The sequence below is a fragment of the Flavobacterium branchiophilum FL-15 genome, assembly GCF_000253275.1.
Classification (GTDB): domain Bacteria; phylum Bacteroidota; class Bacteroidia; order Flavobacteriales; family Flavobacteriaceae; genus Flavobacterium; species Flavobacterium branchiophilum.
On the sequence record NC_016001.1, the window covers coordinates 364,665 to 389,438 of the forward strand.

Consider the following 24,774-nt stretch of genomic DNA (forward strand, 5'->3'; position numbering starts at 1 on the left):
AATGAAAAAATTTGCAATACTATCGACAAGTTTATTACTTACATTGCTTTCTAGTTGTGTAAACGATACTTTTGAAACTCCCACTCCCTCTTGTGTAAGCCCTAATTTGGCCAAAACTAAAGAAGTTTCTAATATTTATGCCATTGCTCCAAATCCTACGGGAACACCAGCCAATTCTCCTATTTATACCGCAGACGACATCATAGAAGGTTATGTGATCTCTAGCGATGAAGGCGGAAATTTTTATAAAAGCATGTATGTTCAGCCAACAGACGGCAGCAAAGGTTTTAATATTTCTATTGATGAAGGCAATGTTTATACAAAAGACATGCAACCAGGCAAAAAAATATTCGTAAAAATGAAAGGTCTTGCTTATGCAAATCCAACCAATTATGCTCGAGGCCTCATTATTGGTGCTCCGCCAACAGAGCAATATGCCGTGGACAGATTGTCTAGTTTAACATACAAAAACAATATTATCCCTTCTTGCGATATTATTAGCGAAGATGCTATTGTAAAGCACATTACACTAGCACAAGCCAAAGCGAATGACACCTATTTAAATACACTTGTAGAGTTTGACAACGTACAATTTGAATCGGAAAACATCACTTACGATCCCGTTCGTACAGACGATTTTGATTCGAGCATCAACATTACCGATGGAGCTACTACGCTAACCATTAGAACCAGCCGATATGCTAATTTTGCGGGTAATATTGTACCATCTGGAAGAGGCAAAATAAGAGGTGTACTAACCAAATACGGTACAGGGTCTAACCCATTTCAATTGGTATTAAGAACGGAACGAGATGTTAAATTAACAGGGCCGAGAGCCGATTTTTCGCCTGCATTGGTTGGTAACAACATCCAATATTTAGGAACTATTTCAGAAAATTTTGAAAGTTATCCTACTACAACGGCAGGTTATAATTTTCCAAAATATATCAACGATGCTTTTGTAGGCAGTAGATATTGGGACGTAAAATCTTTTTCAAATAATAAATATATTCAAATGACTTCTTTTGGGGCAGGGCCAAATAAAGCCTATTTTATAGTGCCAGTAGATTTTACAGCCGCCAATAGTATTTCGTTTAAAACCAAAGATGGTTATAATGTAGGTGCCGTTTTGAAAGTGTATTATGCTACCAATTATACTCCAGGAGGCAATATTGCTCAAGCTACATTGACCGATATTACTAGTAATTTTACAATTGCCAGTGGCACAACTACAGGATATGCTGTAAACTTTACAAATAGTGGCACGTATGCTTTCCCAACTGCCTTAACAGGTAATGGTTTTGTAATGTTTGAATACAGTGGTACAACCAGTATTACAACCACTATGCAAATAGATGATATTTTAATTAATTAGTTGTAAGACAAACAAAAAACAAAAGGCTGTCCCTTGTATGGGATAGCCTTTTTTTATGGTATTTGTTGATACATATAAGCAAAACAATCAAGGTGCTTATTCTAAAAGTCAGCATAAAAAAATAGTATTGTCGTTATAATGAATCCAAATGCTGACTGTATTTGTACAAAAAAATTAATGTTGTTTCTACTACGGCCTCAATCAGTGCCTATGTCGGATTGCATGATGTGATTTTTCTCATCAAGTTTTTAATACCAAATATATTTTATATGTATATTTGGTATAAGTAGTACATTCTATAGTTTTATAACCTAAAGTAGTTAATTTTTTATAAAAAATTTTACATTACGGTATTTCTATGTTGGTATTTATTTTCATACGATTTTCTAATGCTATGGTAACTGTTTTACCATTTGGGGTGTGCCAAGTTGCTTTTGTAACGATTCCATGTTTAATATGCTGTAAAACACCCATTTGTTCATAGCCATGCATACAACACATATCAAAACTTGGAATCAAATTTTCAGCGACTTTTTTTATACTAAAATCATAAGTATCAATGTGTTTCTTTTTCTTTAAAATCATCATTTTTACTTGTACAATGCTGTCTGTCTCTTCCTGTACTTGATAGGTAAATTCATGCTTTTTATCGTTTTTAAATCGATTGTCTTCAAGATCCATTGTGTTGAGGTATTTGAAAAATAAACTCGTTGTTCCATTTGTTCCAATACTGTCTTTGATGTTAAAGGAATGAACTTTTTTGGTTTTATAATCAAATAATTTTCCTATCAATGAATAATCCATTCTATATATTCTAAAAAAATAGGTATCGTTGGCGGTATTTGAGTAGCTTACAAATTCCTGTTTTGCCTCTTTGTCTATAATTGCATATTTCAAAAAGGTGTCAAATTGGTATTTTTGTGCTTGTACATTAAATAATTGACAAAATAGTATAAATGTCAATACAAAAAATTTGTTGTTTCCTTGGGCTGTTTTGTTTTTCATAAACCTTATTTTTTTTTTGTTTTACAAAAATATAAAATGTATTGATATAAATTTATAAATAAATTAAAAAAATAATATTTTCTTTTTATTTATGACTTTCTTTCAAAAATGCTGCCAATTCATAAGACGGATGTGCAAATGTAGGTGCTTTTTCGGTGATGCTAACCGCTCTTTTTTTGTTTAGTTTATATACTACATCGGCATTTGTGGTAAACAATAAAGCTGACATAAACGGATTATTAATATACTGTAACAATACTACCTCCGCCTCGTCTATCGACACGATTTGTTGCACTTCATCTTGTTGGTATTTGTATTTCAATTCCAATTTTAAAACGCCATCAACAACTATTGGCCAAACATAAATATTCATCAAATCTGTATTGCCAATTCTTTTGGCAAGTGTAAGTTTTGCAAAAGTACCATCCTGTAAACTGGTTTTGACTTGTGCATAAAAACGATTGAAGGTTGCTTTAAATGGCATGGTAGGGTTGTTTTAAAAAGCCTCAAAGATATTAAAATAACTTTGAGGCTCTACTAAATTTAAGCAAATTTTAAAAACGGACATCAAATTTTTTCGGTCCAATTGTCCATCATCAATGGCTCAATTTTAAAAAATAGGCTACTATTAATTACTATATTTTGGGCGTTACCACAAAGTTCGTGCTATCCGTTTCAAACAACGTTCATTGAACTCCAAAAGAAATATCATATTGTGAAATAATCTTTTTTGATTACCACATTCAGAAACTATATTCGTGCAATACAACACTCCTATTGGGTGCTGTGGGGCTTCTAAAGGATTTTCACTGCTATCTATAACGCTAAATACGGTAAACAATAGTTTGTATTTTTATGTAAATATTATTTTATAAATTTTCAAAAAAATCATTCCCTTTATCATCGGTAATGATGAAGGCCGGGAAATCTTTTACCGTAATTTTGCGAACAGCTTCCATGCCCAATTCTTCAAAATCAACAATTTCTACATTCAAAATATTTTCTTGTGCCAAGATGGCTGCTGGCCCTCCAATGGAACCCAAATAGAATCCGCCGTAGGTTTTGCAGGCGTTCATCACGTCTTTGGTGCGGTTTCCTTTGGCAAGCATTACCATACTGCCTCCCGCTTTCTGAAATTCTTCAACATAAACATCCATTCTGCCTGCTGTCGTTGGTCCAAAACTTCCTGATGGCATTCCTTCTGGAGTTTTGGCTGGCCCTGCATAATAAATGGGGTGGTTTTTGAAATAGTCTGGCATCGGCTTGCCTGCATCCAAAAGTTCTTTGATTTTGGCATGGGCAATATCGCGTGCTACAATCAAAGTTCCGTTCAATTTCAAACGGGTTTTGATGGGGTATTTAGACAATTCCGCCAAGATAGAAGCCATCGGTTGGTTCAAATCAATTTCGACTGGTGCTTCCAAATGGGGTGCTACTTCGGGCAAAAATTGTTTTGGATTGGTTTCTAATTGTTCCAAAAACAGTCCGTCTTTAGTGATTTTCGCTTTGATGTTTCTGTCGGCAGAGCACGAAACGCCCAAGCCCACAGGACAAGAGGCAGCGTGACGAGGCAATCGAATCACACGTACATCGTGAGTGAAATATTTACCACCAAACTGTGCTCCAATTTGGCTTTCCTGACAAATTAGTTGCACTCTTTTTTCCCATTCTAAATCCCGAAAGGCCTGTCCCGACATGTTTCCTGTTGTTGGTAAATGGTCAAAATAGCCCGCAGAAGCTTTTTTTACGGTAGCCAAATTAGCCTCGGCAGAAGTCCCACCAATGACCAAAGCCAAATGGTATGGCGGACAAGCAGAAGTTCCTAAGTCTTTGATTTTCAGACGTATGAAGCTTTCTAGTGATTTTTCGTTTAATAAAGACTTGGTTTGTTGGTACAAATACGTTTTGTTTGCCGAACCGCCTCCTTTGGCTAAAAACAAGAATTCATAAGAAGCCCCTTTTTTGGCATAAATATCAATTTGGGCTGGCAAATTAGACCCTGAATTTTTCTCTTCAAACATCGAAATCGGTACAATTTGTGAATAACGCAAATTGCGATTTTGGTAAGTATTGAAAATTCCTTTTGACAAGAATTCGGCATCATCGGCACCGGTATATACATTTTCGCCTTTTTTGGCCATAACAATTGCAGTCCCAGTATCTTGACAGGAAGGCAATTGACCTTCCACAGCAACAACGGCATTTTGCAACAAATTATAAGCTACAAAACGGTCATTATCCGTAGCTTCTGGGTCGTCTAAAATGTTTTTTAGCTTTTGCAAATGTGCTGTTCTCAACATAAACGAAACGTCGTTCATGGCTTCTTGGGCTAGCAATTCCAAGCCTTTTGGGTCAACGGTTAGTATTTCTCTTTCGCCTAGTTGTTCAACTTTTACAAAGTCAGCACTGATTTTTTTGTATTGGGTATCGTCTTTTTGAATTGGATACGGGTCTTGGTATATAAAGTCCATGGTATAATATATTTTTTTTGAGCTGTAAAATTAATAAAAATTAGGTAAAAACCATGTTTTATGTTTTTTTTTATAACAAATTAACGAAAATTTTAGAATTAATGTTAAATTCTTTATGTTGGGGAAAATGGTTGCTCTTTTTTTTAAATTGTTTTTTTACATCGATAATGGCATTCAAAATTATATTATTTATAAAATAATCGGTATAAATGGTAATTATTATGTTGTAAATCACGAAATTTGTTGCCTATAATTCATAAAAAATGTAAAAATGAGAAAAATAGAACATATTGGTATTGCTGTAAAAGATTTGGAAGCGTCAAATGAAATTTTCGCAAAATTATTTGGAGCTCCCGCCTACAAAGAAGAAACGGTGGAATCGGAAGGGGTAATGACGTCTTTTTTTAGTAATGGCCCTAATAAAATTGAGTTATTACAAGCTACAAACCCAGAAAGTCCAATTGCTAAATTCATTGAAAAAAAAGGGGAGGGGATTCATCATATTGCTTTTGATGTGGCTAATATTGAAGAAGAAATAGCCCGTTTACAATTGGAAGGATTTGTAGTTTTGAATCAAACGCCCAAAAAAGGTGCCGATAATAAAATGGTAGCTTTTTTACATCCTAAAAGTACAAATGGTGTATTGATTGAATTGTGTCAGGAAATAGTATAATAATTTGCCAACACATTATATATAAAACTTTTTAGCTTGTTAAACAGCAACACCTCAATGATATTTTACATCATGAGGTGTTTTTTTATTCTACTAAAATCTTTAAAATCAGTGAATTAAATTTTTTTTGAACATTTTAATCAAAACATTTAAAAATTGTTTGCAAATAAACAATAAATGTATTAATATTGCACTCTCAAAAATGGTCCTATAGCTCATTCGGTTAGAGCAACTGACTCATAATCAGTAGGTGCTTGGTTCGATTCCAAGTGGGACCACTTTAAAATCGTAAATAACTTAATTTTAAGTGTTTACGATTTTTTTTTGTTATACTTTAAATGTTATTACAGGCAATGTTGCATGATTGACAATACTTTCGCTAATGCTGCCATTAAAAAAATGCGAAATCCCTTTTTTACCATGTGTGCTTAGTCCAATCAATTCGGCTTGAATTGCTTTTGAAAAATTAAAAACACCTTTTTCTACACTCATATCATTATAGATGTGGGTTTCGAAGTTTTTAATATCAAAATCGCTAACAAATTGTCGCAATAATTCCTCTGCAACTGCTGTAGTTTTGAATTGTGTGGGGGTGTTGATGTAAACCAAATGCAATTTGGCTTGGTTTTTTTCGGCAAATTGGATCACTTTATGAAAATTAGTTTTGATTTCTTTAGAAAAATCAGACGCAAAAACAAAATGATTGACTTCAAATACGGGCATCTCTTTTTTAATAATTAATACGGGAACATCTACATTTCTAACTACTTTCTCTGTATTAGAGCCAACTAATATTTCTTGAATTCCGTTACTTCCATGAGACCCCATAACAATCAAATCGATATTGTTTTTTTGAATTAATGTCAGGATGCTATCAAAAACCCTTTCTAATTTAATGATTTCGGATACTTCTAAACCATCTAAAAAGTCAGCATCCATTTGTGCTTCTAATTTTTCGATGGCTTTGTTTTTAAAAAACATAATTTCAGGTATATTTTCACCTTTTTGAGCATTTTCACCAATTAAATGCGGTAATTCAATGCTGTGTAATAATATAATTTCGCCATTGTGTTTTTTTGCAATTTGAGCCGCAACTCGTAGTGCATGTTCTGAATGTTCAGAAAAATCTGTCGGTACAAGTATTCTTTTCATGGTAAAATAATTTAAGTGATTGATAATCTGATTGATAACTCTGTGTTTTTTTTAGTGATAACATATAGCTTGTGCCATGTATATCCGTTTCATTGGTTCAGAATCATATTTTTTTTCGATATAAAATTAATAAAAATTAATAACATTTCAAAAGGTTTTTTGTCATTTAAAAAAAATAACTATATTTGCACCGTTATTTATTAAGAAATTAAATAATGAGGGGACGATTGTCCCCTCTTTTTATAAAGTATGACATTTAAAGAAAAGGTTTCAGCATTGCTCAACAATTGCTTGGATACACGACCAAGTTTGTTTTTAGTGGATTTAACAATAAGAGACGATTTTAAAATAATCGTTACCTTAGACGGCGATCATGGGGTAGTCCTTCAAGATTGTATAGATGTTAGTCGCGATATTGAGCAGCATTTGGACAGAGAAGAACAAGATTTTTCGTTAGAAGTAGCTTCAGCAGGAGTTTCATCTCCTTTAAAATTAATTCGTCAGTACAAGAAAAATATTGGACGAACCTTGCAAGTAAAACTTGCAAATGAAATTATTGAAGCAAAATTGATTCAAGCTAACGAAGATTTTATAACTTTGTCGTGGCAAACGAGAGAACCAAAGAAAATAGGAAAAGGAAAGGAAACTGTTGATAAGGTACAAGAAATAGCTTATACTGAAATCAAAGAAGCAGTTGTTACAATAACATTTAATTAAAAATTTGGCATGGAGAATATTGCATTAATCGAATCGTTTTCAGAGTTTAAAGATGATAAACTGATAGATCGTGTTACTTTAATGGCGATCTTGGAAGATGTATTTAGAAACGCATTAAAAAAGAAATTTGGATCGGATGATAATTTTGATATTATTATCAATCCAGATAAAGGCGATATGGAAATTTGGCAAAGAAGAGTTATTGTAGCCGATGACGATTTGGATTTGGACCATTTGGAAATAACCCTTACCGATGCCAGAAAAATTGAACCTGATTTTGAAATTGGCGAAGAGGTTTCAGAAGAAGTTAAACTTGTTGATTTAGGAAGACGTGCCATTTTAGCATTAAGACAAAATTTAATTTCTAAAATACACGAACACGATAGCACTAACTTATACAAACAATTTAAAGACCTGATTGGCGACGTATATACCGCAGAGGTACACCACGTGAGACCAAAAGTTGTTATTTTAGTAGATGATAGTGGCAATGAAATAGTTTTGCCAAAAGAAAAACAAATTCCATCGGATTTCTTTAGAAAAGGTGACAACGTTCGTGGTATTATTGAAAGCGTTGAATTGAAAGGCAATAAACCTCAAATTATTATGTCTAGAACTTCAGAGAAATTTTTAGAAAAATTATTTGAACAAGAAATACCTGAAGTAGCAGATGGTTTAATCATTGTGAAAAAAGTAGTTAGAATACCTGGCGAAAAAGCCAAAGTTGCTGTTGAAACTTACGACGATCGTATAGATCCTGTTGGGGCTTGCGTAGGAATGAAAGGCAGCAGAATCCACGGTATAGTTAGAGAATTGGGTAACGAAAATATTGATGTAATCAATTTTACAAACAATGCCCAACTGTTTATTACTAGAGCATTGAGCCCTGCAAAAGTATCGTCTATCAAAATAAACGAAGATACTAAACGTGCTGATGTATTCTTAAAATTAGATGAAGTATCAAAAGCCATTGGTCGTGGCGGTCATAACATTAGACTAGCTGGTTTGCTTACGGGTTATGAATTGGATGTTATCCGAGAAGGAGAAGTAGCTGGAACAGTTGCCGACGAAGACGATGTGGAATTGACAGAGTTTTCAGATGAAATTGACGCTTGGGTTATTGAAGAGTTTGCCAAAATTGGGTTGGATACAGCAAAAAGCATCTTGAGCCAAACAGTCGAAGACTTGGCAAGAAGAACAGATTTAGAAGAAGAAACAATAGAAGAAGTAATGCAAATATTAAAAGAAGAATTTGAAAATTAATATTTCTCTTTTATAAAATATAATAAATAAATTTTAAGGTTATAATATGTCTGAAGAAAAAGTGATTAGAATAAACAAAGTTTTAAGGGAGTTGAATATTTCCTTAGAAAGAGCTGTGGATTATCTAAAAGATAAAGGCATTGCTATTGAAGCAAACCCAAATACAAAAATTTCAGATGACGTATATAACGTCCTTTGCGGACAATTTGCGGGCGACAAAGGCAATAAACAGGCTTCTAAAGAAGTGAGTGAAGAAAAAAGAAAGGAAAAAGAAGCCTTGAAATTGGAAAGAGAACGAGAAATCGAACTCAAACGCAAACAAGAGGAAGAACGTCAAAGACTAGAAGTTATCAAAGCAAAAGCAGTGATGGCTGGCCCTGTTCAGGTAGGGAAAATTGACCTTAATCCAAAAAGCAACCAACCAAAACCTGTAGAAAAACAAGAAGTGGAAGCTCCAAAAGCGGCTCCAATTGTTGAAAAACCTGCAGAAAAAGTGGTGACCGAACCAGTAAAAGTGGCTGAGCCAACAAAAGTGGCTGAGCCAGTAAAAGAGGTTGTTATTGAAGTTTTGAAAACAGAGGTACCTAAAATTACCCCTCCAAAAGTAGTGGCCAAAAAAGTTGAAGTATTAAAGACAGATGCTCCAAAGCATATTGCCAATATCATTCAACCAAATAAGGCTATCAAACCCAACAATGCAGAGAAACCTAAAGAAACTAAAAAAGAATCTCCAGTGGTTGAAGTGCCAAAAGAGGAAACTTTTACTACGCAATATCAAAAATTATCTGGAGCTACTTTAACAGGTCAAACTATTGATTTGTCTCAATTCAATAAACCAAAAAAGAAAAGCGAGCCAAAAATTACGCCCAATAAACCAGGAACACCTAATGCAAATAATGCTAATGCTAATAAAAATAAGCGTAAGAGAATTGCACCAAAACCAGGTACTCCAAAACCAACAGGTACTACCAATACAGGTACTCCAGGGGCTAACAAAATTGTTCCAAATACTAATAATAGTAACAATAACAATAATAATAATCGTGGAAATAGACCAGGTTTTGTAAAAGGGAACAGACCAGCAATTGTTGCCAAAGTAGAGCCTACTGAAGAAGACGTTAAAAATCAAATTAGAGAAACTTTAGAAAAACTTCAAGGAAAAGGAAACAAATCTAAAGCCGCTAAATATAGAAGAGATAAAAGAGAAACGCACCGTCAAAAGTCTGATGACGAACAACGTGCACTAGACGAAGGCAGTAAAACCATCAAAGTAACCGAATTTGTTACTGTGGGCGAAGTAGCCATTATGATGGATGTGCCAATTACAAAGGTTATAGGTACTTGTATGTCGCTTGGTATTATGGTAACTCAAAACCAACGACTTGATGCTGAAACACTTACAATTGTTGCAGATGAGTTTGGATATGAAGTAGAGTTCATTACTGTTGATATTGAAGAAGCCATAGAAGTGGTAGCCGATAAAGAAGAGGATTTAGAAACCAGAGCTCCGATTGTTACCGTAATGGGACACGTAGATCATGGTAAAACCTCTTTGCTGGATTATATTCGTAAAGAAAATGTAATTGCAGGCGAGTCGGGAGGTATTACACAACATATTGGTGCTTATGGAGTTACGTTGGATAATGGTCAAAAAATCGCATTTTTAGATACACCTGGACACGAAGCCTTTACGGCCATGCGTGCCCGTGGAGCTCAAGTAACCGATATTGCAATTATCGTAATTGCTGCAGACGACGACATCATGCCACAAACCAAGGAAGCAATCAGTCATGCCCAAGCAGCGGGTGTACCTATTATTTTTGCTATCAATAAAGTGGATAAACCAAATGCCAATCCTGAAAAAATTAAAGAAAGATTAGCTGGAATGAATTTACTAGTTGAAGACTGGGGAGGCAAAATTCAATCACATGATATTTCTGCAAAAGTAGGTACAGGCGTAAAAGAATTATTAGAAAAAGTTTTATTAGAAGCCGAAATTTTAGATTTAAAATCCAATCCAAATAAAGCCGCACAAGGTACTGTTGTCGAAGCCTTTTTGGATAAAGGTAAAGGGTATGTATCTACCATTTTAGTACAACACGGTACTTTGAAAATTGGAGATTATATGTTAGCAGGAAAACACCATGGAAAAATCAAAGCCATGCACGATGAAAGAGGGCATGTAGTCAAATTTGCAGGTCCATCTACTCCAGTATCTGTTTTAGGTTTGAATGGTGCAGCAACTGCTGGTGATAAATTTAATGTGTTTGAAGACGAAAAAGAAGCCAAACAAATTGCTTCAAAACGGGCTCAATTGATGCGTGAACAATCGGTTCGTACACAACGACACATTACTCTTGACGAAATTGGAAGACGAATTGCTTTAGGTCAGTTCAAAGAATTGAATATTATACTTAAAGGAGATGTTGATGGATCTGTTGAAGCATTATCAGATTCGTTTTCAAAATTATCTACAGACGAAATTCAAATCAACATCATTCACAAAGGTGTTGGTGCTATTACTGAAACGGATGTTATGTTGGCCTCTGCCTCTGATGCTATTATTATTGGATTTAATGTTAGACCTGCCGGAAATGCTCGTCAATTGGCCGATAAAGAAGAAATCGATATCCGAAACTATTCCATCATCTACGATGCAATCGACGATTTGAAAGATGCTATGGAAGGGATGTTATCTCCTGAAATAAAAGAAGAAATTACAGGTACTGCCGAAATCAGAGAGATATTCAAAATTTCAAAAGTAGGCTCTATTGCTGGATGTATGGTTATTGACGGAAAAATAGCTAGAAATTCTAAAATAAGAGTAATTAGAAATGGTGTAGTAGTATTTACAGGAGATTTATTGGCATTAAAACGTTTCAAAGACGATGTGAAAGAAGTATCAAAAGGATATGATTGTGGTATTCAAATTAAAAATTATAACGATATTGAAGAACGTGATTTGATAGAAGCTTACCATGAAGTATCTGTTAAAAAGAAATTAAAATAAAATCTAAATTTATTATAAAATAAAACGCCTTAATTTTCAAGTTAAGGCGTTTTTTTATGATTTATTTTTTAGGTTTAATCAAAAATGCAGCTGGATACTTTTTTTTGAGGATAACCAGATTCCTCTCCGCTTCAATTCTTGTTTTAAAATTACCAATCCAAACCTTATAATTAGGTGTGTCAAACACAATGGAAGAATCGTATTCTTTATTGTTTTTTTTAACAGTTGCTAATATTTGTTTGCTATTTTCGCTGTCGCCATTATAAATTTGAATCTTGTATTGACTGTCATCAAACGTTATAGTGTTCGTTTTACGTCTTTCTTTCAGTAATTTTTCAAAAATTTGATCCTGAATAAGTGTTGTTTTTGATTCCTGAGCAGTTGATTTTGAATAAAATAAACCCAAAAAAAGGGCTAAAATAATGGATTTTTTTATGGTGTAAATGTTCATAAAGGATTGATTTTTATGCAAATATAACATATAAAAAGCCTAATGAAAAGTTAAAGTTTATTTAGAATGACTATAAATTAAAAATATCCTTTGTTATTACTTTTAGGAATAGTTCTTAAATTGTATTTTTGTGCAAGTTTTTAAAGAAACGCTAACGATTTCTTTATAAAACCTAATAAAACAATAATTTTTAGTCGATAATCATTAAAAATATGAAAAAGGTGGGTAACCCTAATTCGATTTCAAGGAATTTAATTTTAAGCTTAGCACTATTGCTAAACATTTCCTTAACGTCTTTTGCTCAGAATGCTGCTCCAGCCGCAGCTCCTGCTACAGAAGCCGCTGCACCCGCAGCTGCTGGTACTGGAGACGCTGCTAAGGGTAAAGAATTGTTTAATACTAATTGTGCCGCTTGCCACAAATTAGACAAAGACATGACTGGGCCAGCACTTAGAGGGATTTCTTCTAAGGTAAGTACAGATTGGTTGTACAAATGGATTCGCAACAGCTCTCAAATGATCAAATCAGGAGATGCAGAAGCTGTCCGAGTAAGCAAAGCATACAATGGAGCAGTAATGACTGCCTTTCCTCAACTTTCGGATGCCGATATAGACAATATTATTGCCTATACCAACGAACCAAAAGCTGAAGCTCCAGCTCCAACTCCAAATGGAGGTGGCGATGTAAAAAACGCTAATGCAGGAGGTGCATCAAACAACATTGTACTTGGGGCATTGGCCGTAGTGATGTGTATTTTGATTGTAATGTTGTTTATGGTAAACAATGTGTTATCCAAAATAGCAAAAGCAAACGGAATAGTTCCTGAACTAAAAGAAGCCAAATTACCAATTTGGAAAGCATTTGTTCAAAACCAATTTTTAGTATTGGTTTCAGCAATTGTAATGCTATTATTAAGTGGTTATGTAGCTTATGGTTTCTTGATGCAAGTAGGGGTAGATCAGGATTATGAACCTATTCAACCTATTCATTATTCACACAGAATACATGCTGGAAGCAATAAAATAGATTGTAAATATTGCCACTCTTCGGCAAGGGTAAGTAAAAATGCAGGCATACCATCATTAAATGTTTGTATGAATTGCCATAAAAATATCAGTGAAGTATCTGATACTACAGCAACTGCCGAACATTCTAAAGCTTTTTACGACGGAGAAATCCAAAAATTATACAAAGCCGTAGGATGGGATGGTACTAAATATACAGGAAAAACAGAGCCAGTAAAATGGGTTCGTATTCATAACCTTCAAGATTTTGTTTATTTCAATCACTCACAACACGTTTCTGTGGCAGGGGTAGAATGTCAAACTTGTCATGGTCCAGTTCAAACGTATGAAGTAATGAAACAATTTGCTCCATTGACAATGGGTTGGTGTGTGGACTGTCATAGAAAGACAGATGTTAAAATGGAAGGCAATGCGTATTATACAAAAATACACGAAGAACTTTCTAAAAAATATGGTGTAGAAAAATTAACTGCTGCACAAATGGGTGGTTTAGAATGTGGAAAATGCCACTACTAAATGAATTGGCTACATTACTACCAAATTTTAAATAGATAATAGAAAAGAATAAACGAATTAATTATAAAAAAATATGTCATCAAACAAAAAATACTGGCAAAGTGTTGAAGAACTAAAAGAAAATAGTTCTATTGTTGAGACACTTAGAAATAACGAGTTTGTTGAAGAAATTCCAACCGATGAATTTTTAGGTGATAAAGAGTCTTTATCTTCTTCTTCAACAACAAGACGTGATTTCTTAAAGTATGTTGGATTTAGTACAGCCGCTGCAACTTTAGCTGCTTGCGAAGGTCCAGTACACAAGTCGATACCTTATGTTGTTCAACCAGAGCAAATCATTCCTGGCGTTGCAGATTATTATGCAACAACTGTTTTTGACGGTTTTGATTTTGCAAACCTTTTAGTGAAAACAAGAGAAGGTCGACCAATTAAAATTGAAAACAATACCATAGCAGGAGCCAAATTTGCTGCAAATGCAAGAGTTCATGCTTCTATATTATCCTTATATGATAGTATGAGATTGAAAAATCCTACTATTGCAGGAAAAAATGTTGCTTGGAATGAAGTAGATGCCAAAGTTAAGGCTAGTATCGCAGAAGCTAAAGCAAAAGGAAAACAAGTTGTGTTGTTAACCAACACGCTTGCAAGTCCTTCTACAGAAAAATTAATTGCTGAGTTTATTAATGCCAATCCGAATGCTAAACACGTTGTTTACGATGCAGTGTCTGCTTCTGAAGCGTTAGACGCATTCCAATTGGTATATGGTGAAAGAGCATTGGTAGATTATGATTTTTCTAAAGCTTCAGTAATTGTTTCTGTTGGTGCCGACTTTTTAGGAGATTGGCAAGGGGGTAATTATGCAACTGGCTATGCCCAAGGAAGAATTCCTAAAAATAAAATAATGTCAAAACACTTCCAGTTTGAAGCAAATATGTCATTATCTGGAGCAGCAGCTGATAAAAGAATTCCAATGTCTGCAGCAGTTCAAAAACAAGCTTTAGTACAGCTTTATAATGTTGTAACTGGTGCTTCAAACGCAGTAACATTAGACGAAAAAGTTAAAGCCGAAGTTAATAAAGCAGCCCAACAACTTAAAGCCGCTGGCTCAAAAGGAGTTTTGGTATCAGGTTTGCAAGATGTAAATGCTCAATTATTGGTAATAGCAATTAATAACGCATTAGCAAGCGAATCTTTTAATACAAACGGTACAAGACAAATAAGAAAAGGTGCTACAGTTCAAGTAAATCAACTGATTAACGACATGAAAGCTGGACTTGTGCATACGTTGATTATGAGTGGTGTAAATCCTGTTTATTCTTTACCAAATGCTAAAGATTTTGTGGAAGGACTTAAAAAAGTTTCCCTTTCAACAACCTTTACCCTTAAAGAAGACGAAACAGCATTAGCTTCTAATATTGCAGCAGCAGCTCCTCATTTTTTAGAAGCTTGGGGAGATGTAGCTATTACAAAAGGGTCTTATGCTTTAACGCAACCTACAATCAGACCTTTATTTAATACCAAACAATTTCAAGAATGCTTATTAGCATGGAATAACAATCCAATGTCTTATTATGATTATTTGAAATCAGTATCTGCATCTTATATTGCTGGATCAACATGGAATCAAGTATTGCATGATGGTGTTTACGTTGGTGTTGCTTCTGGATCAAGTGCTGCTCCAGGATCATTTTCATATAGTCAAGCTGCTTCTATTTTATCACAATCAAAACCAAGTGCCGATTTTGAATTGAATTTATATACCAAAACGGGTATGGGTGATGGACAACATGCCAACAACCCTTGGTTACAAGAATTCCCAGATCCAATTACAAGAGTGTCTTGGGATAATTATGCTACTATTTCTCAAAAAGATGCTGAGGCATTAGGATTAGAAAATGAAATAGTTGCAAATGGTGGTTTGAATGGAAGTTATCTAAACCTTGAAGTAAATGGCGTAAAATTGGAAAATATTCCAGTTATTGTTCAGCCAGGTCAAGCAGAAAAAACTATTGGACTTGCTTTAGGATATGGAAAAAAAGCAGGATTAAAAGAAGAAATGCAAGTAGGATTGAATGCTTATACCTTGTATAAAAATTTGAATGCTAATCAAACAGCCAAAGCTACCAAAGCTGGCGGAACACATGAGTTTGCTTGTGTTCAAGGTCAAAAAACTTTGATGGGTAGAGGCGATATTTTAAAAGAAACGACGCTTACAATTTTCAATACAAAAGATGCTGAAGAGTGGAATGAACCAGTGAAAGTTTCATTAGATCACAAAGAGGTAGATGCAAAAACTGTTGATTTGTGGGATTCATTTGACCGTTCAAAAGGACATCATTTTAATTTATCAATAGATTTGAATGCTTGTACAGGCTGTGGGGCTTGCGTAATAGCTTGTCATGCTGAAAACAATGTTCCTGTTGTTGGTAAATCTGAAGTAAGACGGTCACGTGATATGCATTGGTTGAGAATTGACAGGTATTATTCTTCAGAAGATACTTTTGCTCAAGATGATGAGAAAAAAGATGGCTTTGATGGCTTATTTGGCGATAAAGGTTCATTAGGAGGATTTGGCCAAATGGAACATGCTTCTGCCAATCCACAAGTGGCATTTCAACCAGTAATGTGTCAGCATTGTAACCACGCACCATGCGAAACGGTTTGTCCTGTTGCGGCAACTTCACATGGTCGTCAAGGACAAAATCAAATGGCATACAACAGATGTGTGGGTACTCGTTATTGTGCTAACAACTGTCCGTATAAAGTGAGAAGATTCAACTGGTTCTTGTACAGCAAAAACAGTGAATTTGACTACCACATGAATGATGATTTAGGACGTATGGTTGTAAACCCAGACGTAAATGTTCGTTCAAGAGGGGTAATGGAAAAATGTTCAATGTGTATTCAAAAAACACAATTGACTATATTAACAGCTAAAAAAGAAGGCCGACCAGTTGCTGATGGAGAATTCCAAACAGCATGTTCAAGTGCTTGTCAAACAGGTGCTATGATTTTTGGAGACGTAAACGACAAAGAAAGTCATATCGCAAAATTAGCTGAAGACAAAAGAATGTACCATTTACTGGATCATATTGGCACAAAACCAAATGTGATTTATCAAGTAAAAGTCAGAAATACTTAGAATTATTATTAATTTAGAAATACTATAAAGGATATGTCGTCTCATTACGAAGCACCCATAAGAAAACCCTTAGTTATAGGTGATAAAAGCTATCATGATGTAACAATAGATGTAGCAGCACCTGTAGAAGGTAGAGCAAACAAACAATGGTGGACTGTATTTACAATTGCCTTAACAGCATTCCTTTGGGGATTAGGTTGCATTTTATATACAGTTTCAGAAGGAATTGGAACATGGGGATTAAATAAAACAGTTGGTTGGGCATGGGATATTACTAACTTCGTTTGGTGGGTTGGTATTGGTCATGCTGGAACTCTTATCTCGGCAGTATTGTTATTATTCCGTCAAAAATGGAGAATGGCAATCAACCGTTCAGCAGAAGCAATGACCATTTTTTCGGTTGTTCAAGCAGGTTTATTCCCAATTATACACATGGGTCGCCCTTGGTTAGGATATTGGGTATTGCCAATACCAAATCAGTTTGGTTCATTATGGGTTAATTTTAACTCTCCATTACTTTGGGACGTGTTTGCAATTTCTACTTATTTATCTGTTTCATTGGTTTTTTGGTGGACAGGTTTGTTACCAGATTTTGCCATGTTGAGAGACAGAGCCGTAACTCCTTTTAATAAAAAAGTATATGGTATATTGTCTTTTGGATGGAGTGGTAGAGCAAAAGATTGGCAAAGATTTGAAGAAGTTTCATTAGTTTTAGCGGGTTTAGCAACTCCATTGGTTTTATCTGTACATACAATTGTATCTATGGACTTTGCAACTTCCGTTATTCCAGGTTGGCACACCACGATTTTCCCTCCTTACTTTGTTGCTGGAGCGGTTTTTTCAGGATTTGCAATGGTAAATACGTTGCTTATTATTATGAGAAAAGTTTCTAATTTGGAAGCCTATATTACTTTACAGCATATCGAATTGATGAACATTGTAATCATGATTACGGGTTCTATTGTGGGGGTTGCTTATATCACGGAGTTGTTTATTGCTTGGTATTCAGGAGTTGAATATGAACAATATGCTTTCTTAAATAGAGCAACAGGACCTTATGCTTGGGCATATTGGGCTATGATGACTTGTAATGTGTTTTCGCCTCAATTTATGTGGTTTAAAAAATTAAGAACAAGTATCATGTTTTCGTTTGTAATTTCAATTGTAGTAAATATTGGAATGTGGTTTGAACGTTTTGTAATTATTGTAACGTCATTGCACAGAGATTACTTGCCATCTTCTTGGACTATGTTTTCGCCAACATTTGTAGATATTGGTATATTTATCGGAACAATTGGATTCTTCTTTGTATTATTCCTTTTATATGCTCGTTCTTTCCCAGTGATAGCACAAGCAGAGGTAAAAACTATATTGAAGTCATCTGGAGAGTATTATAAAAAACGTAGAGAAGCAAATAAAGATTCACATCATGAGTAATAAAGTTATATATGCCATTTATAATGATGATGACATTTTAATGGATGCCGTAAAAAAAACACGTGCAGCACATCATCATATCGAAGAAGTTTTTTCACCATTTCCTGTACATGGTTTGGATAAAGCCATGGGATTAGCCCCTTCTAGAATAGCCATTTGTGCTTTTATTTATGGGCTTATTGGAATGTCTTTTGGAACATTTATGATGGATTATATTATGATTCAAGATTGGCCACAAGATATTGGAGGAAAACCAAGTTTTAGTTATTTGGAAAACATGCCAGCATTTGTTCCAATTATGTTTGAAGAAACTGTATTTTTTGCAGCTCACTTAATGGTTATTACTTTTTATATGAGAAGTAAGTTATGGCCATTTAAAGAAGCAGAAAATCCTGATGTAAGAACCACAGATGACCACTTTTTAATGGAAGTGGCTGTAAATAATAACGAAGATGAACTAGCTTCTTTCCTGAAAACTACAGGTGCTATTGAAGTTACAATCATTGAAAAGCATTAATATAGATATGAAAAATATATATAAAATTGCCGCCATTTTGAGTTTATCAATAGGATTTACATCTTGTCATGATAAGTCAGAGCCAAACTACCAATACATGCCAAACATGTATGAATCTGTAGCTTATGAAACGTATTCTGAATCTGATGCCTTTAAATCTCAACGTGGTTTAGCTGGTAAAGAAGGTCAGTTACCTGCAATTGGAACTATTAAAAGAGGTTTTGTACCTTATGAATATCCCAATACGACTGCAGGATATGATGCTGCAAAATTAAATTTGAAGTCGCCTTTGGATTCTATTTCTGAAAAAGATATGGACAAAGCCAAAGAACTTTATGGAATTTATTGTGCCATTTGTCATGGAGAAGCTGGAGATGGTAAAGGAAAATTGGTTACTCAAGGTAAATTTTTGGGTGTACCAAGTTATAAAGACAGACCTATTACGGAAGGTAGTATATTTCACGTTGAAACTTATGGTTTGAATGCTATGGGTTCTCATGCTAACCAATTGAATACCAACGAAAGATGGTTAGTTGCAGCCTACGTATTAAAACTAAAAAATCAATAATTGTAAAACAACTTATCTAATTTGATATGTACACATTTTCTAGTAAATTAAAGACATTTTCACTTATCCTGATGGTAATCGGTATCTTAGGGATAGGTATAGGTTTTATTTCTGCACCAAAAGATATTCAAGAAGTTGAACATATTTTGTCGGCAGAATCACACGGACATGAAGGTGCAACTGCACATGAAGTCAAAAAACATGATGCAAAAGCTGAAGCGGAACACAAAGAACATTTAGAGCACGTTTTGGGTCAATTACAAAACAAACCTTGGGCTGCATTGTACGTAGCATGTATCTTTTTCATGTTGCTATCCTTAGGTGTTTTAGCTTTTTATGCTATTCAACAAGTTGCTCAAGCAGGTTGGTCACCAGTTTTGTTTAGAGTAATGCAAGGTATTACAGCTTATTTGCCAGTAGCTTCTGTAATCTTTTTTATTATATTGTTGCTCTCTGGCTTGCATTTTAATCACTTATTTGCATGGTTGCATGAAGGTGTTACCGATCCTAAGAGTCATCATTTTGACAAAATTATTACAGGTAAATCTGGCTATTTAAACTTTCCATTTTGGATTATTAGAGCAGCTATCTTTTTAATAGGATGGAATGTGTATAGACATTTTTCAAGAAAAAACTGTTTAGCTCAAGATGAGTCAAATGACAACTCTTTTTTCAAAAAGAATTTCAATATCTCAGCTATGTTTTTAGTATTTTTTATTGTTTCAGAATCCATTATGTCATGGGACTGGATCATGTCTATTGATCCACATTGGTCTAGTACATTGTTTGGTTGGTATGTTTTTGCTAGCTTTTTTGTTAGTGGTATTACAACTATATGTATGGTAACTTTAATTTTGAAAGCACAAGGATACTTAGAACATGTAAATACTAGCCACATTCACGATTTAGCAAAATTCATGTTTGGTATTAGTGTATTTTGGACATATTTATGGTTCTCTCAATTTATGTTGATATGGTATGCTGATATTCCAGAAGAGACTACCTATTTCTTTACCAGAATTCAGTATTATAATTTACCATTCTTTGGAGCTGTGGCTATGAATTTCTTATTTCCTGTTTTGATATTGATTAATACTGATTTCAAACGAATTACTTGGGTTTTGGTTATGGCAGGTACAGTAATATTATTAGGACATTATGTAGATTTTTTCAATATGATTATGCCAGGTACAGTAGGTACTCAATGGTTCATTGGAATACCTGAAATAAGTGCTATATTATTCTTCTTAGGTTTATTTATTTTTGTAGTTTTCAATGCTCTTTCAAAAGCACCGTTATTACCAAAAAGAAACCCATTTATTGAGGAAAGTAAACATTTTCATTATTAATACTTAAAAGAAAAATTAAATGACAAGTTTGTTGGTAATTATAGTTTTAGTTTTATTAGCTGTTGCTGTTTGGCAGTTAATTAAAATATTTGATCTCACTCAAGTAGGAGTTCATAATCAAAATACACAAATTGCAGATGATAATGACAATAATATTCAAGGTTATTTGATGTTTGGTTTTGTTGGTTTTATCTATGTATTTACGATTTATGCTTTAATTTCTTGGGTTAGTTTTATATTAGGTACTCCTGCTTCTGAACATGGAAGTATTGTAGATACTTTGATGAATACTTCTTGGACTTTGATTATGATAGTTCAAGTAATCACTCAAGCACTTTTACATTATTTTGCATTCAAATATAGAGGAAAAGAAGGACAAAAAGCGCTTTATTTTTCTGATAATAATAAATTAGAAGTTATTTGGAGTACTATTCCTGCTGTTGTATTAGCTGGTTTGATTATTTTTGGTTTATTTGCTTGGAATGATATCATGTTTGTTGATGAAAAAACAGATGATGTAATTGTAGTAGAAGTTTATGCTCAACAATTTAATTGGACTGCTCGATATTCAGGTAAAGACAATGTGTTAGGTAAATCAAACGTTAGATACATTAATGGAGTTAATACATTAGGTGTTGATATGTCTGATCCAAATGCTCAAGACGATATTGCTACTAAAGAATTGCATATTCCAAAAGGGAAGAAAGTTTTATTCAAATTCCGTTCTCAAGATGTTTTGCATTCTGCTTATTTTCCACACTTTAGAGCTCAAATGAATTGTGTTCCTGGTATGGTTACTCAATTTGCTTTTACACCAATATATACTACTTCAGAGTATAGAGAATTTCCTTTTATTGTTGAAAAAATAGCAAAAATCAACAAAATAAGAGAGGAAAAATCAGCAGAATTGGTTGCAAATGGTGGAACTGCTTTAGATCCTTATACTTTTGATTATTTATTATTATGTAATAAAATTTGTGGTTCGTCTCATTATAACATGCAAATGAAAGTAATTGTTGATACACCAGAAGATTATAAAAAGTGGTTAAGTGAACAAGGTACGATTGCAAAAGCTATTGCAGATGAAAAATTAGCCAATCAACCAAAACCAGAAATTGTAGCTACAACTGCTGTTGCTGTTGATTCAACAAAAATGTAATATAATTCAATTTTAAATTTATAAATTTATAATATGTCAGCAAATAGTCACGATCTTGCACACGATCAAGAACACGAACACCACCATAAAGAAACATTTATTACCAAATATATCTTTAGTATTGATCATAAAATGATTGCTAAGCAATATCTTTTAACAGGTATTGTAATGGGTATTTTGGGTGTTGGAATGTCTCTTTTATTTAGAATGCAATTGGCTTGGCCAGAAGAGTCTTTTAAAATATTCAGTATTTTTCTAGGTGAAAAATTTGCTCCAAACGGAGTAATGTCTAATGATACTTATTTGGCGTTAGTTACAATACATGGAACTATTATGGTTTTCTTTGTATTGACTGCTGGATTAAGCGGAACTTTTAGTAATCTTTTAATTCCGTTACAAATTGGAGCTCGTGATATGGCCTCTGGTTTTATGAACATGATTTCCTATTGGCTTTTCTTTTTGTCGAGTGTTATTATGGTAATTTCTCTTTTTGTAGAATCTGGCCCTGCAAATGCGGGTTGGACAATATATCCACCTTTAAGTGCTTTGCCACAAGCCATTTCTGGTTCTGGTATGGGTATGACACTTTGGTTAGTATCTATGGCTATATTTATTGCTTCTTCGTTAATGGGTTCTTTAAATTATATAGTTACTGTAATCAATTTGCGAACAAAAGGGATGAAGATGACAAGATTGCCATTGACCATTTGGGCTTTTTTTGTAACAGCTATTATTGGTGTAGTGTCATTTCCTGTATTGTTATCTGCCGCATTATTGTTGATATTTGATAGAAGTTTTGGTACTTCTTTCTTCTTATCGGATATATATATTGCTGGTGAAGTATTGCAATATCAAGGTGGTTCACCTGTATTATTCGAGCATTTGTTTTGGTTTTTAGGTCATCCTGAGGTGTATATTGTTTTATTACCAGCTTTAGGTATCACTTCTGAGATTATTGCTACTAACTCTCGTAAACCTATATTTGGTTATAGAGCCATGATTACTTCTATTTTGGCTATTGCATTTTTATCTACCATTGTATGGGGACATCACATGTTTGTATCAGGTATGAACCCTTTTCTTGGTTCTGTATTTACCTTTACTACTTTATTAATTGCGATACCATCTGCAGTAAAAGCTTTCAATTATATTACAACACTTTGGAAAGGTAATTTACAAATGAATCCTGCTATGTTGTTTTCTATCGGTTTGGTTTCTACTTTTATAACTGGTGGTTTAACTGGAATTATTTTAGGGGATAGTACTTTAGATATCAATGTTCATGATACTTATTTTGTAATTGCACATTTTCATTTGGTTATGGGTATTTCGGCACTTTATGGAATGTTTGCGGGTATTTACCATTGGTTTCCAAAAATGTTTGGTAGAATGTTAAATAAAAATTTAGGATATATTCACTTTTGGGTAACTGCTGTTTGTGCTTATGGAGTATTTTTTCCAATGCACTTTATAGGTATGGCAGGTCTTCCAAGACGTTATTATTCTAATACGGCATTTCCTTTATTTGATGAATTACAAGATGTAAACGTAATTATTACTGTTTTTGCTCTTGTTGGCGGTGCTTTTCAATTGGTATTTTTGTATAATTTTTTCTCTAGTATTTTCTATGGTAAAAAAGCAACTCAAAATCCTTGGAAATCCAATACTTTAGAATGGACAACTCCAGTAGAACATATACACGGAAACTGGCCAGGTGCTATTCCAGAGGTACACCGTTGGCCTTATGATTATAGCAAACCAGGACATGATGAAGATTTTGTTCCTCAAAATGTACCTATGAAAGATGGAGAAGTAGATTTACATCACTAATCTTTTTAAAATATCTTGGAACCTCTCAATTTTTTGAGAGGTTTTTTCATTTTTATCTATATCATTTTTTATCTTTGCTTCATGAATGAAAATTTAGACCCTACCAATCAACATTATAATAATGAGGAATTAGATCTTGAAAAAAAATTAAGACCTTTATCCTTTGACGATTTTGCTGGTCAAGATCAAGTGTTGGAAAACTTAAAAGTTTTTGTTGCAGCGGCCAATCAGCGTGGCGAAGCCCTCGATCATGCTTTATTTCATGGACCACCTGGGCTTGGCAAAACTACATTAGCCAATATTTTGGCAAATGAATTGGGTGTTGGTATCAAAATAACTTCTGGGCCTGTATTAGATAAACCTGGCGATTTAGCTGGACTTTTAACCAATTTGGATGAAAGAGACGTTTTATTTATCGACGAAATTCACCGTTTAAGTCCTGTTGTTGAAGAATATTTATATTCTGCAATGGAAGATTTTCGTATAGATATTATGATAGAATCAGGGCCAAATGCTCGCACGGTACAAATTAATTTGAACCCTTTTACACTTATTGGAGCTACGACCCGTTCAGGATTATTAACTGCTCCTATGAGGGCACGTTTTGGTATTCAAAGCAGGTTACAATATTATTCTACGGCCTTACTCACAACAATAGTTCAGCGTAGTGCTTCTATTTTGAAAATGCCTATTTCAATGGAAGCTGCCATTGAAATTGCGGGTCGTAGCAGAGGTACACCTCGTATTGCCAATGCTTTGTTAAGACGTGTTCGTGATTTTGCACAAATAAAAGGCAATGGAAAAATTGATATTGAAATTGCCCAGTATGCTTTAAAAGCATTAAACGTTGATGCCCACGGTTTGGATGAAATGGACAATAAAATATTAAACACGATAATTGATAAATTTAAAGGTGGCCCAGTAGGATTATCAACATTGGCCACTGCAGTATCTGAAAGTAGTGAAACAATAGAAGAAGTGTATGAACCCTTTTTGATTCAAGAGGGTTTTATAATGAGGACTCCTAGAGGTCGAGAGGTTACTGAAAAAGCATATCAACATTTAGGAAAAATAAATGTAAATATTCAAACCGGTCTTTTTTAAAATTATTTTT

19 protein-coding genes and 1 tRNA gene are annotated in these 24,774 nt (G+C 34.0%); 15 read left to right on the forward strand and 5 right to left on the reverse strand.

What is annotated here, in order from left to right:
* Nucleotide 1 precedes the first annotated feature (1 nt).
* Complete coding sequence (locus FBFL15_RS01640) at nucleotides 2-1,375, forward strand: DUF5689 domain-containing protein (protein ID WP_014082935.1); 1,374 nt, start codon at nucleotides 2-4, stop codon at nucleotides 1,373-1,375.
* A gap of 345 nt (nucleotides 1,376-1,720) precedes the next feature.
* On the opposite strand, the gene FBFL15_RS01645 is transcribed toward FBFL15_RS01640, so the two are convergent.
* The 3 genes from FBFL15_RS01645 to FBFL15_RS01655 all read right to left on the reverse strand — a co-directional run bounded on the left by FBFL15_RS01645 (nucleotide 1,721) and on the right by FBFL15_RS01655 (nucleotide 4,851).
* Complete coding sequence (locus FBFL15_RS01645; protein ID WP_014082936.1) at nucleotides 1,721-2,380, reverse strand: hypothetical protein; 660 nt, start codon at nucleotides 2,378-2,380, stop codon at nucleotides 1,721-1,723.
* An 85-nt stretch (nucleotides 2,381-2,465) separates the two neighbouring features.
* Nucleotides 2,466-2,864 carry a hypothetical protein gene (locus FBFL15_RS01650; RefSeq protein ID WP_014082937.1) on the reverse strand — a complete coding sequence of 133 codons (399 nt, stop codon included), beginning with the start codon at nucleotides 2,862-2,864 and terminating at the stop codon, nucleotides 2,466-2,468.
* A 385-nt stretch (nucleotides 2,865-3,249) separates the two neighbouring features.
* A complete protein-coding gene (locus tag FBFL15_RS01655) occupies nucleotides 3,250-4,851 on the reverse strand; it encodes a fumarate hydratase (protein WP_014082938.1) in 1,602 nt (533 codons plus the stop codon).
* A gap of 271 nt (nucleotides 4,852-5,122) precedes the next feature.
* Between FBFL15_RS01655 and mce the strand changes: the two genes are divergently transcribed.
* On the forward strand, nucleotides 5,123-5,524 hold the full coding sequence (gene mce / locus FBFL15_RS01660; protein WP_014082939.1) for a methylmalonyl-CoA epimerase: 402 nt from the start codon (nucleotides 5,123-5,125) through the stop codon (nucleotides 5,522-5,524).
* 204 nt (nucleotides 5,525-5,728) lie between these two features.
* Nucleotides 5,729-5,802, forward strand: a tRNA-Ile gene (locus FBFL15_RS01665).
* Between the two features lie 49 nt (nucleotides 5,803-5,851).
* Here FBFL15_RS01665 and FBFL15_RS01670 read toward each other — a convergent pair.
* Nucleotides 5,852-6,676 carry a universal stress protein gene (locus tag FBFL15_RS01670; protein WP_014082940.1) on the reverse strand — a complete coding sequence of 275 codons (825 nt, stop codon included), beginning with the start codon at nucleotides 6,674-6,676 and terminating at the stop codon, nucleotides 5,852-5,854.
* A gap of 249 nt (nucleotides 6,677-6,925) precedes the next feature.
* Here FBFL15_RS01670 and rimP point away from each other — a divergent pair, with 249 nt between their 5' ends.
* From rimP to infB, 3 genes are read left to right on the forward strand one after another with little or no spacing between them, the layout of a single operon-like run.
* Nucleotides 6,926-7,393, forward strand: a complete 468-nt coding sequence (rimP, locus tag FBFL15_RS01675; protein WP_014082941.1) for a ribosome assembly cofactor RimP — start codon at nucleotides 6,926-6,928, stop codon at nucleotides 7,391-7,393.
* 9 nt (nucleotides 7,394-7,402) lie between these two features.
* Nucleotides 7,403-8,656: a transcription termination factor NusA gene (gene nusA / locus FBFL15_RS01680; protein ID WP_014082942.1), complete on the forward strand. Its 1,254-nt coding sequence runs from the start codon at nucleotides 7,403-7,405 to the stop codon at nucleotides 8,654-8,656.
* Nucleotides 8,657-8,702: 46 nt separating this feature from the next.
* The gene (infB, locus tag FBFL15_RS01685) at nucleotides 8,703-11,666 is read left to right on the forward strand and encodes a translation initiation factor IF-2 (RefSeq protein ID WP_014082943.1); all 2,964 of its coding nucleotides are present in this window, start codon (nucleotides 8,703-8,705) and stop codon (nucleotides 11,664-11,666) included.
* A gap of 61 nt (nucleotides 11,667-11,727) precedes the next feature.
* On the opposite strand, the gene FBFL15_RS01690 is transcribed toward infB, so the two are convergent.
* Nucleotides 11,728-12,117: an SPOR domain-containing protein gene (locus tag FBFL15_RS01690; RefSeq protein ID WP_014082944.1), complete on the reverse strand. Its 390-nt coding sequence runs from the start codon at nucleotides 12,115-12,117 to the stop codon at nucleotides 11,728-11,730.
* Nucleotides 12,118-12,329: 212 nt separating this feature from the next.
* On the opposite strand from FBFL15_RS01690, the gene FBFL15_RS01695 reads away from it, so the two are divergent.
* From FBFL15_RS01695 to ruvB, 9 genes are all read left to right on the forward strand, one after another.
* Complete coding sequence (locus FBFL15_RS01695) at nucleotides 12,330-13,658, forward strand: c-type cytochrome (protein ID WP_014082945.1); 1,329 nt, start codon at nucleotides 12,330-12,332, stop codon at nucleotides 13,656-13,658.
* Nucleotides 13,659-13,731: 73 nt separating this feature from the next.
* Nucleotides 13,732-16,800: a TAT-variant-translocated molybdopterin oxidoreductase gene (locus FBFL15_RS01700; protein ID WP_014082946.1), complete on the forward strand. Its 3,069-nt coding sequence runs from the start codon at nucleotides 13,732-13,734 to the stop codon at nucleotides 16,798-16,800.
* Nucleotides 16,801-16,833: 33 nt separating this feature from the next.
* A complete protein-coding gene (nrfD, locus tag FBFL15_RS01705; RefSeq protein ID WP_014082947.1) occupies nucleotides 16,834-18,237 on the forward strand; it encodes an NrfD/PsrC family molybdoenzyme membrane anchor subunit in 1,404 nt (467 codons plus the stop codon).
* The gene (locus tag FBFL15_RS01710) at nucleotides 18,230-18,754 is read left to right on the forward strand and encodes a DUF3341 domain-containing protein (RefSeq protein WP_014082948.1); all 525 of its coding nucleotides are present in this window, start codon (nucleotides 18,230-18,232) and stop codon (nucleotides 18,752-18,754) included. The genes nrfD and FBFL15_RS01710 overlap by 8 nt, the downstream gene beginning before the upstream one ends.
* Nucleotides 18,755-18,761: 7 nt before the next feature.
* Nucleotides 18,762-19,322, forward strand: coding sequence for a c-type cytochrome (locus FBFL15_RS01715; RefSeq protein WP_014082949.1), 561 nt, complete (start codon nucleotides 18,762-18,764; stop codon nucleotides 19,320-19,322).
* Nucleotides 19,323-19,348: 26 nt separating this feature from the next.
* Complete coding sequence (locus FBFL15_RS01720) at nucleotides 19,349-20,671, forward strand: cation-translocating P-type ATPase (protein ID WP_014082950.1); 1,323 nt, start codon at nucleotides 19,349-19,351, stop codon at nucleotides 20,669-20,671.
* Nucleotides 20,672-20,690: 19 nt separating this feature from the next.
* Nucleotides 20,691-21,830: a cytochrome c oxidase subunit II gene (locus FBFL15_RS01725; RefSeq protein WP_014082951.1), complete on the forward strand. Its 1,140-nt coding sequence runs from the start codon at nucleotides 20,691-20,693 to the stop codon at nucleotides 21,828-21,830.
* 33 nt (nucleotides 21,831-21,863) lie between these two features.
* A complete protein-coding gene (locus FBFL15_RS01730; protein WP_014082952.1) occupies nucleotides 21,864-23,660 on the forward strand; it encodes a cytochrome c oxidase subunit I in 1,797 nt (598 codons plus the stop codon).
* An 81-nt stretch (nucleotides 23,661-23,741) separates the two neighbouring features.
* Complete coding sequence (gene ruvB / locus FBFL15_RS01735) at nucleotides 23,742-24,764, forward strand: Holliday junction branch migration DNA helicase RuvB (protein WP_014082953.1); 1,023 nt, start codon at nucleotides 23,742-23,744, stop codon at nucleotides 24,762-24,764.
* The last annotated feature ends 10 nt before the right edge of the window (nucleotides 24,765-24,774 follow it).